Origin of the sequence: Cryobacterium inferilacus (assembly GCF_019599185.1) — a bacterium.
GTDB lineage: Bacteria > Actinomycetota > Actinomycetes > Actinomycetales > Microbacteriaceae > Cryobacterium > Cryobacterium inferilacus.
Genome location: NZ_JAIEUL010000001.1, coordinates 286,070 through 299,952 on the forward strand (window position 1 = coordinate 286,070; position 13,883 = coordinate 299,952).

Here is a 13,883-nt window from a genome sequence, read left to right on the forward strand (position 1 = left end):
TTACGCGACGGCGACGGCGCCGGCGACGGGGCGGGCGGTCAGGCGAGGGTGGTGCCGAAGAGCAGACCCAGCAGGTAGGTCACCCCGGCGGCACCGAAGCCGATGGCCAGCTGGCGCAGCGCCCGCTTGAGCGGCGGTCCGCCGGAGAGCAGCCCCACCACGGCGCCCGTGGCCAACAGGGCCAGGCCCACCAGCACGGCGGCCACGATGATCGCGGCCAGGCCCTGCATGCCGAAGAGGTAGGGAAGCACCGGCAGCAGGGCACCGGAGGCGAAGAAGCAGAAACTCGAAATCGCCGCGCCCATCCCCGTTCCGATGGCTTCGTGCTCGTCGACCTCAGGCTCCGCCGGCACGCTCAGCCGGCTGAGGTCGAGGGCGTCGGTGGCGATCGCGACGGTGCGCAACACCTCGCGGGCGTGCACCTCGGCGTCGGCTTCGGACATGCCCTGCGCCCGGTACACCAGGGTGAGTTCGTTCGCGGCCTCGTCCAGGTGCGAGAGCACGCTGCGGGTGGCCGGGTTCGGGGTGGAGGCGTCGAGCAGTTCCCGTTGGGAGCGCACAGAGACGTACTCCCCCGCACCCATCGACAGGGCGCCGGCGAGCAGGCCGGCGATGCCGGTGAAGAGGATGGTGGCCGGTGCCACCCCGGTCGCGCCGATGCCGAGCACGAGGGCCAGGTTGCTCACCAGACCGTCGTTGACACCGAACACGGCGGCGCGGAACGTGCCGGAGAGGCGTTGCCGGCCCCGGGCGGCCAGGCCGCGCACGACCTCCTCGTGGATGCGCTCGTCGGCGGCCATGGCGTTGGTCGCGTCGGCGTCGCCGTCGTACGGTGAGCGCGCCTCGGCGCGCTGGGCGAGGGCGAGAACGAACACCGAGCCGAACCGGCGGGCCAGGAGCCCGAGCAGCCGGGTGCGCATGGCGCCCTTTTTCGGGGCTCCCACCCGGTCACCGAGGAGCGCCCGCCAGTGCTCCTCGTGTCGCCCCTCTGCCTCGGCCAGGGCGAGCAGGATCTCGCGTTCCTCGCCGGTGCGTCGCCCGGCCAGGTCACGGTACACGGCCGCTTCGGCCTGTTCATCGGCCAGGTACTGGCGCCACCGACGGATGTCCGCCTCGCGTGGCACTTGACTGTCGGCCACGGCGATCATGACTCCGGCGCGGCCTCGAGGGAGCGTTGCGGCACCCGGGCGGACTCGTGCGGGCCGCTGCCGTCCAGGCCGAAGAACGGTTCCTCGAAGTGCACGACCCAGATCGCTTCCTTGCCCACGACGGGCGCGTACAGGGCGGAGCCGACGAGTTCACCGGGCGCGGTGATGACCCCGATCGGGTCCTCCACCATCGAATCGGGGTAGCGGGTGCGGTCCAACCGCACCACCACCTGCATGCCGACCCCGAACGCGACCGCCGCCCCCGCCGGAGCGGGGGCGGACGCCTCACGGCGCTTGAAGAGGGCCATTACTCAGCCGATCCGGCCCGTTTGAGCACGAGCTCGCGCACCCTGGCGGCATCCGCCTGGCCGCGCATGGCCTTCATGACCGCGCCGATGACGGCGCCGGCCGCCTGCACCTTGCCGTCGCGGATCTTGGCGAGCACGTCTGGCTGGGAGGCGAGTGCCTCGTCGATGGCCGCGATCAGCGGGCCGTCGTCGCTCACGACGGCCAGGCCACGGCTGGCGACGACCTCGCTGGGGGTGCCCTCGCCGGCGATGACACCCTCGAGCACCTGGCGGGCCAGGCGGTCGGTGAGGGTGCCGTCGGTGATGAGTTCGATCAGCGCGGCTACCTGCGCCGGCGTCACCAGGCTGTCGGCGCTGACGCCGGCGGCGTTGGCCAGGCGGGCGATCTCGCCGGTCCACCACTTGCGGGCGGCCTGGGCGGGCGCGCCGGCGGCGATGGTCGCCTCCATCACGTCGAGCAGGTCGGAGTTGACGACATCCTGGAACTCGAGGTTCACGAAGCCCCAGTCGGCCTGCAGCCGCTTGCGACGGGCCGCTGGCGGCTCTGGCAGCGTGGCACGCAGCTCTTCGACCCAGGCGCGCGACGGGGCGACGGGCACCAGGTCGGGCTCGGGGAAGTACCGGTAGTCATCCGCGTCGCTCTTGGGCCGGCCGGCGGAGGTGACGCCGGTGTCCTCGTGCCAGTGCCGGGTCTCCTGGGTGATGGTGCCACCGGCGTGCAGGAGCGCCGCCTGGCGCTGGATCTCGTAGCGGACGGCGCGTTCGACGCTGCGCAGCGAGTTGACGTTCTTGGTCTCGGTGCGGGTGCCCAGGATGTTCGAACCGCGCGGGCGGAGCGACACGTTCGCGTCGCAGCGCACGTTGCCCTCCTCCATCCGGGCGTTGGAGACGCCGAGCGCCTTGACGATCTCGCGGATCGCGGCGACGTAGGTCTTACCGATCTCGGGGGCGTCAGCCTCGCCACCCTCGATCATCTGGGTGACGATCTCCACCAGCGGCACACCGCCGCGGTTGTAGTCCACCAGCGAGTAGTCGGCGCCCTGGATGCGTCCGGCCGCGCCGCCCATGTGGGTGAGCTTGCCTGCGTCGTCTTCCATGTGAGCGCGTTCGATGTCGACCGTGACCTGGCGGCCGCTCTCCAACTCGATGGTGAGCTGGCCGTTGAACGCGATCGGCTCGTCGTACTGCGAGGTCTGGAAGTTCTTCGCGGTATCGGGGTAGAAGTAGTTCTTGCGGGCGAACCGGCTGTACTCGGCGATCTCGCAGCCGAGGGCCAGGCCCAGGCGAATCGAGGACTCGATGGCCTGGCGGTTCACCTGCGGCAGCCCACCGGGCAGGCCCAGGCAGGTGGGGCAGGTGTTGGTGTTGGCCCCTGAGCCGAACTCGTTGGCACAGCCGCAGAACATCTTGGTCTTGGTGTTGAGTTCGACGTGCACCTCGAAGCCGAGCACCGGCTCGAACAGTTCGAGGGCCTTGTCGTAATCCATCAATTCGGCTTTCGCCATTAGACGGCTCCCCCTTCGGTTGCGAACATTTCGATGTTGGCCAGCGCGGGTGCCTGGCTGAGCAGGGTGTGACCCCAGTGCGCCTCGAGCAGCTGCTCGACGGCGGCGCCGAAGGTGTACAGACGGGCATCCGCGCGGGCGGGCGCCATCACCTGCAGCCCAACGGGCAGGCCGTCCTCTGGTGCCAGACCCATCGGCAGGCTCATGCCGGGGATGCCGGCGAGGTTGGCCGGGATGGTGGTGATGTCGTTCAGGTACATCGCCATCGGGTCTTCGGTCTTCTCGCCGAACTTGAACGCCGTCGTGGGCGCCGTGGGCGAGACGAGCAGGTCGACCTTGTCGAACGCGGCGGCGAAGTCGCGCTGGATGAGCGTGCGCACCTTCTGGGCGCTGCCATAGTAGGCGTCGTAGTAGCCGGCGCTGAGGGCATAGGTGCCCAGGATGATGCGGCGCTTGACCTCGTCGCCGAAGCCGGCGTCGCGGGTGGCGGCCATGACGCGCTCGCTGGTGAGCGGGCCGTCTTCCGGGTTGACCCGGATGCCGAAGCGCACCGAGTCGAAGCGGGCCAGGTTGCTGGACGCCTCAGCGGGCAGGATCAGGTAGTAGGCGGACACCGCGTACTCGAAGTTCGGGGCGCTCACCTCACTGACAATGGCGCCGGCCGCGGTGAGCAGGGCCAGGGTCTCTTCGAAACGCTGCTTGACACCGGCCTGGAAGCCCGCGCCGTTCAGTTCCTTGATCACGCCGACACGGACGCCCTTGAGGGCGCCGTCCTTGAGGCCGGCCTGGGCCGCGGCAGTCATCGACGGCCAGGCATCCGTGAGCGAGGTGGAGTCGAGCGGGTCGTGCCCGCCGATGACGTCGTGCAGCAGCGCTGCGTCGAGCACCGTGCGGGTCACAGGGCCGACCTGGTCGAGCGAAGAGGCCAGGGCGATCGCACCGTAGCGGGAGACGCCGCCGTAGGTGGGCTTGACGCCGACCGATCCGGTGACGGCGGCGGGCTGGCGGATGGAGCCGCCGGTGTCGCTGCCGAGCGCGAGGGGTGCTTCGAACGCGGCGACGGCCGCCGCGGAGCCTCCACCGGAGCCGCCGGGAATCCGGTCGAGGTCCCAGGGGTTGTGGGTGGGGCCGTAGGCGGAGTGTTCGGTGGAGGAGCCCATCGCGAACTCGTCCATGTTGGTCTTGCCGAGCGGGATGAGGTCGGCATCACGGATGCGCTTGACGACGGTGGCATCGTAGGGCGGGATCCAGCCCTCGAGGATCTTCGAACCCGAGGTGGTGGGCATGTCGTGGGTGGCGAGCACGTCCTTGATGGCGATCGGCACACCGGCGAGCGGGCCGAGCTTCTCGCCGGCGGCGCGGCGGGCATCCACCCGGGCGGCGGTGGCGAGGGCTGCGTCACGGGCGACGTGCAGGAACGCGTGCACATCGGGGTCGACGGCGTCGATGTGGTCGAGGTGCGCGCGGGTGACATCGACGGAGCTGACCGATCCGTCGGCGAGCAGGCCGGCCAGGGCGGCGGCGGTCTGGTTGATGAGGTTGGTCACTGGTGTTACTCCTCGTCCAGGATGGCGGGCACGCGGAACTTGTCGCCGGCACGGTCGGGGGCGCCTGACAGGGCCTGGTCGACAGTGAGCGAGGGCACCACGACGTCATCGCGGAACACGTTGGTCAGGGGCATCGGGTGGCTGGTCGCCGGCACGTCTGGCGTGGCGACCTCGGCCACCTTGGCGACGGAGTCGACGATCTGGCCGAGTTCGATCGTGAGACGATCGATTTCGGCCGAGCTGAGGTCGATCCGGGCGAGGTTGGCCAGGTGGGCCACCTGCTCGGCCGTGATTTCAGACATGAGACTCCCAAATGATTTGAAGCAGAAGTCACAATTCTATTGGCTAGCGCGTCATCCCCGCTCAGCCACCGGCAGTCGCTACCGCGTCCTGCGACTGCCTTCGGTCAGCCACCGCTAGTCGCTGTCGCCGGTGACCAGGTCCGCGTTGTCCGTACCGATGACGGCCATATTGTGCAGTGACTCGCTGCCCGGCGTGAAATAGTCGTTGTGACCGACCGACCCGGCCAGGGTCGCGCCGGTGACCTGGTCGATGCCGCCGTGCACCCCGAGCACCCTGGCGCCGTACGACGCCGCTCCGGGATCACTGCCGAAGAATGCCGAGTTCACCGCAGGGTCCCAGTCCGCCTTGCCGACGAAGACGTTCTCGTCGGTGACCTTGAGCTTGGCGGCGGACTGGATGGCGCTGCCCGGTGAGCCCACCACGACCAACGCGTCCACGTCCACCGAACCCTGCGCCAGCGCCAGCAGCGCCACGGTGGAGCCGTAGGAGTGCGCGAACACCGCCACATACGGCTGATCGGCGCCGCGCGTGGCGCGCACGCCGGCCCAGGAGGTCTCGAGGAACTCTGCGCCGGCCTCGGCCCGGTCGAGCCCGCCGACGGAGAACAGGTCGGGCGCTTCGTAGCCGATCCAGGCGATCGTGGCCACGGACGCCGCAGCGGCGTGTTCGGTGAGTACCGACACCTGTTCGCGATAGAGGTCGTCGGCGACGGTCGTCCAGTTCACCATCTGGGGCTCGACCTGGTAGTTCATGCCGGGCACGAGGTAGCCGATGTAGTCGGCGGTATCGGGGTTGCCCAGTGCGATGGCGGCGCGGCCGGAGCCTGCCGTGTCCAGCAGGATCAGGCTGCGCTTGGGTCCGCCTGGGCTGGCGTGCATGGCCTCGTCGACCTGGCTCAGCATCGCCGTCTGCGCGGTGAGCCTGGCGCGCTCCCCCGCCGAGAGCGAGCCGTCAAGGGCCCGGGTGGCCTCGGCCAGCGACTCGCGCAGGTAGGCCTCGTTGGCGCGACTGCGCTGAGCGAGCGGCACGCCGTCCAAATTGCCGACGAGTTGTGGCGTTGCGGCCGTGAGGGATGCCCGCTGGCCGGTGTCGAGCATCGTCCACCAGGCCGACACCACGGTGGCCTCCGGCGGGGCGGCCAGCACGGCGTCGATGTGGCCGGGGTAGCTCGCCGCGAAGGCCGTAACATCGGCCAGGGGCAGCTGACCCAGGCCGACGAGCAGGTTGGCGCCGGTCATCCTGGGGATGGAGGCGAGGTCGATGTCGACTGACCCGACCGTCTGGGCATCGAGCATGGGGAGTTGTTCCCAGCGGGCGGCCGTGCCGCCGTCGCTCTGCCGGTCCGCAAGGCGCGCGGAAACGCTCTGCTGCACGTTCACGTCGGCAGCGGGCACGGTGGGGGTCGCTCCCACCCCGATCAGGGACAGTGAGAGCGTCGCGACCACAGCGGTCTCGAACAGCACGGTAGGCCCCGCTCCCTCCCGAACGACGAACAGACGGCCGACCTGACGCCCCTGGCAAGTCCTCCACCGCTCAGCCTAGCGATTCCGGAAGAGCGCTCGTGCCCCTCAAACAGGGCTTTCCGAGAGTTCTTGGGCGTGTTGCACCGCCAGTGTTTCGGGCAGGTTTCGCACTCGCGCCCGGCAACTGTTTCCGGTGCGGACAACTGCACCCGGTGTGCCGGGACCATTTGCCCGCATCGGGAACAATTGCGGCCGAGGAACCCGGGTTCAGTCGGTGTCGAGGGCCGGGGAATCCGCCGACGCATCCGTGGCCACGACGTCGGGCAGGCCGGCAGGGCCGTGCTCGAGCAGCAGCCGGAACTGATCGGCGTCGATGATGCGCACGCCCAGGGCCTCGGCCTTGGCCAGCTTGGAGCCGGCTCCGGGGCCGGCGGCCACGAAGTCGGTCTTCTTCGACACGCTGGAGGCGTTCTTGCCGCCTGCGGCGATGATCGCCTCTGAGGCGCCCTCGCGGGTGAAGCCCTCGAGGGAACCGGTGGCCACGACGGTGAGCCCGGTCAGCACTCCCCCTGCCGCCGCTGCGGCGCCGGGTCCCGGGTGCCCCGGCGTGCTGAACTGCACCCCGGCCGCGGCCCACCGGTCGATGATCTCGCGATGCCAGTCCACCTCGAACCAGTCGATGACGGCATCGGCGATGATGCCGCCAACGCCGTCGACCTCGGCCAGCTCGTCGCGGGACGCCGAGCGGATCGCCTCCAGCGAGCCGAAGTGGTTGGCCAGGGCCCGAGCGGCCACCGGGCCGACGTGACGGATGTTGAGCGAGACCAGAATGCGCGCCAGCGGTTTGGTCTTGGCCAGTTCGATCTCGTTGATGAGCTTCACGGCGTTGGAGGACGGCTGCGGCCCCTCCAGGCCGGCCTTCTTCTCGGCCGCAGAGGGGTTGCGCCGGAACGGGGTGCGCTGGCGCACGGTGCCGTCCTCGTCCTCACGCGGCAGGCCGGTCTCGGCGTCGCGCACGACCACGGTGATCGGCAGCAGGTCGTCGATGGTGAGCTCGAACAGGCCGGCCTCGGTGTCCAGCGGCGGGGTCTCCGGCACGGTGGGCTGGGTCAGCGCTGCGGCGGTGACCTCGCCGAGCACCTCAATGTCCAGCGCGCCGCGCGAGCCGATGTGCTCGACCCGGCCGCGCACCTGGGCGGGGCAGCTGCGGGCGTTGGGGCAGCGCAGGTCGATGTCACCCTCTTTGGCGGCCTTGAGCGGGGTGCCGCAGACCGGGCAGTCCTGGGGCATCACGAACTCGCGTTCGGTGCCGTCGCGCAGCTCCACGACCGGGCCGAGCACCTCGGGGATGACGTCGCCGGCCTTCCGCAGCACGACGGTGTCGCCGATCAAGACACCCTTGGCCTTGACGACGTCCTGATTGTGCAGGGTGGCCTGGCGCACGACGGAACCGGCGACCCGCACCGGTTCCATCACGGCGAACGGGGTGGCCCTGCCGGTGCGCCCGACGCTCACGACGATGTCGAGCAGCTTCGTGTTCACCTGCTCCGGCGGGTACTTGTAGGCGATCGCCCAGCGCGGGGCCCGGTTGGTGGCGCCGAGTTCGTCGTGCAGGGCGAGCTCGTCGACCTTGATCACGATGCCGTCGATCTCGTGTTCGACGCTGCCGCGGTGCTCACCGAAGTACTCGATGAACGCGGATGCCTCGCCGGCGTCGGCGACGACCTTGTAGTGCGTGCTGGTGGGCAGACCCCACCCGGCGAGCAGGGCATAGACGGCGGACTGGGAGTCCGCGCCGGGCTGCTGCCAGGCGCCGATACCGTGCACGAGCATCCGTAGCCGGCCGAGCCTGGCCGTCATCAGGGCGAGCTGGTCGGCGTTCTTGCCCTCTGCCTTCTGCCGCAGCGACCCGCTGGCCGCGTTGCGGGGGTTGGCGAAGACCCGCTCACCCGCGGCGCTCTGCGCGGCGTTGAGCTCGCGGAAGGACTCGACGGGGAAGAAGACCTCACCGCGCACCTCCATCAACGGCGGATGCCCGGTGCCACTGAGGCGGGTGGGGATGCCGGGCACGAGGGCGATGTTCTCTGTGACGTCCTCGCCCACGACGCCGTCGCCCCGGGTCGCGGCGCTGACCAGCACCCCGATCTCGTAGCGCAGGTTGATGGCGAGGCCGTCGATCTTGAGTTCGCAGAGGAAGTGCACCGCGCGATTGGCGTCACGCTGCACCTTGGCGGCCCAGGCCTCGAACTCCTCGATGGAGAACACGTTGTCGAGGCTGAGCATCCTCTCGGCGTGCTGCACGGGGTCGAACAGGGTGGTCTCGGCGCGGCCGCCCACCGTCTGGGTGGGACTGTCCTGGCTGGCCAGCTCGGGGAAGAGCCGTTCGAGTTCCTCCAGGCGATGGATCAGCCCGTCGTACTCGGCGTCGGAGACGACGACCTCGTTGCGTTCGTAGTATGCGTCGCGTGCCTCGAGGATGCGGGAGGTCAGGCTCGCAGCCTCATCGCCTGCCGCGGCCAGCGCGGCCGCGGGTGACGCTCCGGTGGCGTCAGGCATCGACCGTCGTGGAGTCGGTCGCGGCCACGGAGGCCACGGGAACAGCACTGACGGTGCGGTCGATGGTGCACTGGCCCAGCACCCGGGTGCCCACGTAGACGACGGCGGTCTGGCCGGGCGCCACGCCGGTGAGCGGTTCGGTGGGCAGGATGCGCAGCTCGGTGTGCGCCTCGACCGGCGGGGTCGCGGTGGGGTCGGCTGGCACGCTGATCACCTGGGCCACGGCGGGCTCAGGGTCGGCGTGCGCGCGGATCTGCACGTCGCAGGCGAATTCGATCTCGGGGTGTTCGGGCGCGAGTCCGGCCCAGGTGTACGTGGTGCCGGCGATCTCCTTGATCGCCAGGGCCTCCTTGGGCCCCACGACCACGGTGTTGTTGATCGGACGCACCTCGAGCACGAACCGGGGCTTGCCGTCGGCGGCTGGCGTGCCGATCGAGAGGCCCTTGCGCTGGCCCACGGTGAACGCCACGGCGCCCTCGTGCTCGCCGAGCTTGTTGCCCTCACGGTCCAGGATGTCGCCGGTCGCCGGCGGCACCCGCTCGCCCAGCCAGCCGCGGGTGTCACCGTCGGGAATGAAGCAGATGTCGTAGGAGTCGGGCTTGTTCGCCACCGAGAAGCCGCGTTCGGCGGCCTCGGCGCGCACCTCGGCCTTGGAGGGCGTGGCGCCGAGGGGGAACATCGAGTGCGCCAGCTGCTCCTTGGTGAGCACACCGAGCACGTAGGACTGGTCCTTGGCCCAGGCGCTGGCGCGGTGCAGTTCACGGTTGCCGTCGGCATCCGTCACGATCGAGGCGTAGTGGCCGGTGCAGACGGCGTCGAAGCCGAGCGCGATGGCCTTTTCGAGCAGGGCGGCGAACTTGATCTTCTCGTTGCAGCGCATGCACGGGTTGGGGGTGCGCCCGGCCGCGTACTCGGCGATGAAGTCGTCGACGACGTCGAGCTTGAACCGCTCGGAGAAGTCCCAGACGTAGTAGGGGATGCCGATGATGTTCGCGGCACGTTGCGCGTCCATCGAGTCCTCCACGGTGCAGCAGCCGCGGCTGCCGGTACGGAGCGTGCCGGGCATGCGGCTGAGGGCCAGGTGCACCCCGACCACCTCGTGCCCTGCCTCGACCGCGCGGGCTGCGGCCACGGCGGAATCCACCCCACCGCTCATTGCTGCCAGAATCTTCACTGGTTAAGTGTACGCACGCGGCGCCGAGTCGGCCATTCCTGCGCCGATCGCCTGCGCCCAGGCCGTCGGCAATGCCCTGAGCAGAGCATCGACGTCGGCGTGCGTTGAGGTGCGACCCAGTGTGATCCGCAGTGCGCTGCGGGCCTCGGCCTCTGTGCGGCCCATGGCGCGCAGCACGTGCGACGGCTCGGGAATGCCGGCCTGGCAGGCCGACCCGGTCGACACCGACACACCGGCCACATCGAGCAGGAACAATAGCGAGTCGCCCTCGCAGCCGGGGAAGGTGAAGTGGGCGTTGCCGGGCAGCCGGCCGGCGGGGTCGGGATCCCCGTTGTACACGGCAGAGGGCACGGCGTCCCGCACCCCGGCGATCACGGTGTCGCGGAGCACCCGTAGGCGCCGGTTCTCGCCGGGCAGCTCGGCGGTCATGGCCGTGGCCGCCACGGCGAACGACACCGCGGCCGCCACATCCTGGGTGCCGCTGCGCACCTGTCGCTGCTGGCCGCCGCCGTGGATCAGCGGCACCACCGCGGCCGTGCGGGACAGCACCAGGGCGCCGATGCCGACGGGCCCGCCGATCTTGTGCGCCGAGATGCTGAGCGCCGAGACTCCCTGGGCGTGCAGGGCGGCGAAGTCGATGGGCAGGTGACCGTAGGCGGAGATGGCGTCGACATGTACGGGGATGCCGTGGGCCGCGGCGAGCGCCGCGACCTGTTCGACGGGCTGCACGGTACCGACCTCGTTATTGGCGGCGAGCAGGGTGACCAGGGCCACATCCGCGGGATTCGATTCGATGGCAGCGGCGAGCGCGGCGAGGTCGATGCGACCCAGGGCGTCCAGCGGGATCCACTGCACGATCGCCCCTTCCCGCTGGGCGAGCCATTCCACGGTGTCGACGGTGGCGTGATGCTCTCCGCCTGGCACGAGGATTCGGGTGCGCGGTGCGCGAGCCCAGTACAGCCCCTTGATGCCCAGATTGACCGCCTCTGTGCCGCCGCCGGTGAAGACGACCTCGATGGGGTCGCATCCCACGCTCGCGGCGACCCGCTCGCGGGCCTCCTCGAGCATCCGTTTGGCGTTCTGGCCCTGACTGTGAATGGATGCGGGGTTGCCGACGACGGTCATCGCCTCGGCGTATGCGGTGATGGCGGCCGGCAGCATGGGCGCCGTCGCCGCGTGGTCGAGGTACGCGTGGTCGAACTGCACGGACATGTGCCCGCCTCCTGAGCTGGTCGCGGCCGCCGTCTGCTGGCCGACGCGGACTGGTCGTTATACACCTTCCGCACTCATTACTCTAGATCTCATGACTCCTGCCGACACCCTCCGCAACCTGGGCGTCCGCGCTACGAGCAACGGCGGCGAACTCCGCGTCTGGTCCGAGCACGCCGAGGCCATCGAACTGTGCATCTTCGATCACACCGACCCGAATTGGATCGTGCGCACCGTGCCGATGGTGCGTGACAGCCACAACGTCTGGGTCGGCCGTTCCCGCACTCTCACCGCCGGGCGCCGGTACGGCATCCGGGTGTCAGGTCCCGCCGGTCCCACGCATTCCTTCCACCCGGAGAAGACCCTGGTCGACCCGTACGCGCGCGGTCTGGCCAGGGTTGGCCCAGACCAGTGGCAGTCCACCATGGTCGACGGCGACTTCGACTGGGCGGGCGCGGTCAAGCCGAACACCCCGATGGACCACACCGTGGTCTACGAGGCGCACGTGCGCGGGCTCACCAAGCTCAGCCCGGCGATGCCCGTCGAACTCCGCGGCACCTACGCCGGGCTCGCGCACGAGAGCACCATCGCCTACCTCAAGAACCTCGGCGTGACGGCGATCGAACTGTTGCCCGTGCAGTCGTTCGTCTCCGAACAGCGCCTGATCAAGCAGGGCCTGTCCAACTACTGGGGCTACAACACCTTCAACTTCTTCACCCCGCACGCCGACTACGCCACCCAGGCCGCCCAGTCGGAGGGGCCGGAGGCGGTGCTGCGCGAATTCAAGGGCATGGTCAAGCTGCTGCACGAGGCCGGGCTCGAGGTCATCCTCGACGTCGTCTACAACCACACCGCCGAGGAGGGCCCGGCCGGCCCGGTGACGAGCCTGCGCGGCATCGACAACGCCACCTACTACCGGCAGAACGCCGCTGGCCACTACATCGACGTCACCGGCTGCGGCAACACGGTCAACTTCGGTCACGAGGTGCCGATCCGGCTGGTGCTCGACTCCCTGCGCTACTGGGCCAACGACCTGCAGATCGACGGCTTCCGGTTCGACCTGGCCGCGACCCTCGGCCGGAACGGTGACGTGCACTACACGCCGGACCACCCGCTGCTCACCGCCATCAGGGACGACCCTGACCTGGCCGGGGTGAAGCTCATCGCCGAACCGTGGGATGTGGGCATGGGCGGCTGGCAGACCGGCAACTTCCCCACCGGCTGGACGGAGTGGAACGACCGTTACCGCGACCGGATGCGGTCCTTCTGGCTCACCGACGTCGCCGCCGTGCGCAACCATTCCACCTCCGACAGCGGCATCGGCCGGTTCGCCTGCAGGCTGGCCGGCTCGGCCAACACCTTCTCGCTCGAGCGTGGCCCGCTGGCCTCCCTGAACTTCATCACCGCACACGACGGCTTCACCATGGCCGACCTCACCGCGTACAACGTCAAGCACAACGTGGGCAACGGCGAGGCCAACCGGGACGGCACCGACGGGAACAACTCGTTCAACCACGGCGTCGAGGGCCCCACCCGCGACACCACGGTTCTGCGCACCCGCCGCCGGGCGATGCGCAACCTGCTGGGCACGCTGCTGCTCTCCGCCGGCGTGCCGATGCTCACCGCCGGTGACGAATTCGGTCGCAGTCAGCGTGGCAACAACAACGCCTACTGCCACGACAGCGAGCTCACCTGGCTGTATTGGGACTTCGACGACTGGCAGCAGGACCTGCACCGGGTCACCCGGCAGCTGTTGGCCCTGCGCCGGGAGAACCCGGCCCTGCGCCCGGTGCGGTTCGGCCGCCCGGGTCAGACCACCCCCAGCGCCAGCCAGATGGACTGGTATAACGCCGCCGGGGCGTCGATGTCTGAGACCGACTGGAACTCCCCCAGGGAACGCACCCTGCAGTACCTGGCGGCGAGCACCCCGGAGCACGAGGCGTTCAACCGCATCCTGCTGATCGTGCACGGCCTGGAGACCCCCGTCGACGTGACCCTGCCGTTGCACGCGGGTGTCTCCGGCTACACGGTGCTCTGGGACTCCAGCCACGACGACATCCGTGAGGTGCAGAACAAGTACGCCCCCGGCGATCGCCTGCGCATGCACGAAACGTCGATGCTGCTGCTGCGGGCCGACGAAGCCCGCCCATGACCAAACCGGATGCCGGCGGCACGCCCGCCACGCTGGCGCTGCAACACGCGGGCATCCGTTTCACCGCGCACCACTACGCGCACGACGCCGGCCCGGGGAGCGGGCCGGCGGGCTACGGCCTCGAGGCCGCCGACAAGCTCGGTCTCGACCCCGAGCGAGTGTTCAAGACGCTGCTCGCCGACGCCGACGGCAGCTTGGTCGTGGCCGTGGTGCCGGTCTCCGGCAAGCTTGACCTCAAGGCCCTGGCCGCGGCCGTCGGAGCCAAGAAGGCCGTCATGGCCGACCCCGTTCTCGCCCAACGGAAGACCGGCTACGTTCTCGGCGGCATCAGCCCGATCGGCCAGAAGACCAGTCATCCGACCGTGCTCGATGAGACCGTCGAGCTGTTCGACACGGTCTTCGTCTCCGGCGGTCGCCGCGGTTTCGACATCGAGCTCTCCCCCGCCGACCTGATCATCGTCACCGGCGCCACGATCGCCGCCATCGCTCGGGACCGTTAGTCCGGCCGGACAACTAGT

Annotated in this window: 11 protein-coding genes; 2 read left to right on the top strand and 9 right to left on the bottom strand. The window is 69.8% G+C overall.

Features of this window, described 5'->3' with window-relative positions; translation table 11 throughout:
- Positions 1-38: 38 nt before the first annotated feature.
- The 9 genes from K2F54_RS01385 to K2F54_RS01425 all read right to left on the bottom strand — a co-directional run bounded on the left by K2F54_RS01385 (position 39) and on the right by K2F54_RS01425 (position 11,216).
- Positions 39-1,148, bottom strand: coding sequence for a VIT1/CCC1 transporter family protein (locus K2F54_RS01385; protein WP_220604033.1), 1,110 nt, complete (start codon positions 1,146-1,148; stop codon positions 39-41).
- Positions 1,145-1,456: a hypothetical protein gene (locus K2F54_RS01390; RefSeq protein WP_220604034.1), complete on the bottom strand. Its 312-nt coding sequence runs from the start codon at positions 1,454-1,456 to the stop codon at positions 1,145-1,147. Before K2F54_RS01390 ends, K2F54_RS01385 begins: the two co-directional genes overlap by 4 nt.
- Positions 1,456-2,961 carry an Asp-tRNA(Asn)/Glu-tRNA(Gln) amidotransferase subunit GatB gene (gene gatB, locus K2F54_RS01395; protein ID WP_220604035.1) on the bottom strand — a complete coding sequence of 502 codons (1,506 nt, stop codon included), beginning with the start codon at positions 2,959-2,961 and terminating at the stop codon, positions 1,456-1,458. Before gatB ends, K2F54_RS01390 begins: the two co-directional genes overlap by 1 nt.
- The gene (gatA, locus tag K2F54_RS01400) at positions 2,961-4,508 is read right to left on the bottom strand and encodes an Asp-tRNA(Asn)/Glu-tRNA(Gln) amidotransferase subunit GatA (RefSeq protein WP_220604036.1); all 1,548 of its coding nucleotides are present in this window, start codon (positions 4,506-4,508) and stop codon (positions 2,961-2,963) included. The genes gatB and gatA overlap by 1 nt, the downstream gene beginning before the upstream one ends.
- A 5-nt stretch (positions 4,509-4,513) precedes the next feature.
- Positions 4,514-4,810: an Asp-tRNA(Asn)/Glu-tRNA(Gln) amidotransferase subunit GatC gene (gatC, locus tag K2F54_RS01405; protein WP_220604037.1), complete on the bottom strand. Its 297-nt coding sequence runs from the start codon at positions 4,808-4,810 to the stop codon at positions 4,514-4,516.
- 114 nt (positions 4,811-4,924) lie between these two features.
- Positions 4,925-6,274 (bottom strand): alpha/beta hydrolase, encoded by a 1,350-nt coding sequence (locus K2F54_RS01410; RefSeq protein ID WP_220604038.1) that lies wholly within the window; start codon positions 6,272-6,274, stop codon positions 4,925-4,927.
- A 267-nt stretch (positions 6,275-6,541) separates the two neighbouring features.
- A complete protein-coding gene (gene ligA, locus K2F54_RS01415) occupies positions 6,542-8,830 on the bottom strand; it encodes an NAD-dependent DNA ligase LigA (RefSeq protein ID WP_220604039.1) in 2,289 nt (762 codons plus the stop codon).
- Positions 8,823-10,004 (bottom strand): tRNA 2-thiouridine(34) synthase MnmA, encoded by a 1,182-nt coding sequence (gene mnmA / locus K2F54_RS01420; protein ID WP_220604040.1) that lies wholly within the window; start codon positions 10,002-10,004, stop codon positions 8,823-8,825. The genes ligA and mnmA overlap by 8 nt, the downstream gene beginning before the upstream one ends.
- A 3-nt stretch (positions 10,005-10,007) precedes the next feature.
- On the bottom strand, positions 10,008-11,216 hold the full coding sequence (locus K2F54_RS01425) for a cysteine desulfurase family protein (protein WP_220604041.1): 1,209 nt from the start codon (positions 11,214-11,216) through the stop codon (positions 10,008-10,010).
- 91 nt (positions 11,217-11,307) lie between these two features.
- Here K2F54_RS01425 and glgX point away from each other — a divergent pair, with 91 nt between their 5' ends.
- Together glgX and ybaK are read left to right on the top strand one after the other, a co-directional pair.
- Positions 11,308-13,365, top strand: a complete 2,058-nt coding sequence (gene glgX / locus K2F54_RS01430) for a glycogen debranching protein GlgX (RefSeq protein ID WP_220604042.1) — start codon at positions 11,308-11,310, stop codon at positions 13,363-13,365.
- The gene (gene ybaK / locus K2F54_RS01435; protein ID WP_220604043.1) at positions 13,362-13,865 is read left to right on the top strand and encodes a Cys-tRNA(Pro) deacylase; all 504 of its coding nucleotides are present in this window, start codon (positions 13,362-13,364) and stop codon (positions 13,863-13,865) included. Before glgX ends, ybaK begins: the two co-directional genes overlap by 4 nt.
- The last annotated feature ends 18 nt before the right edge of the window (positions 13,866-13,883 follow it).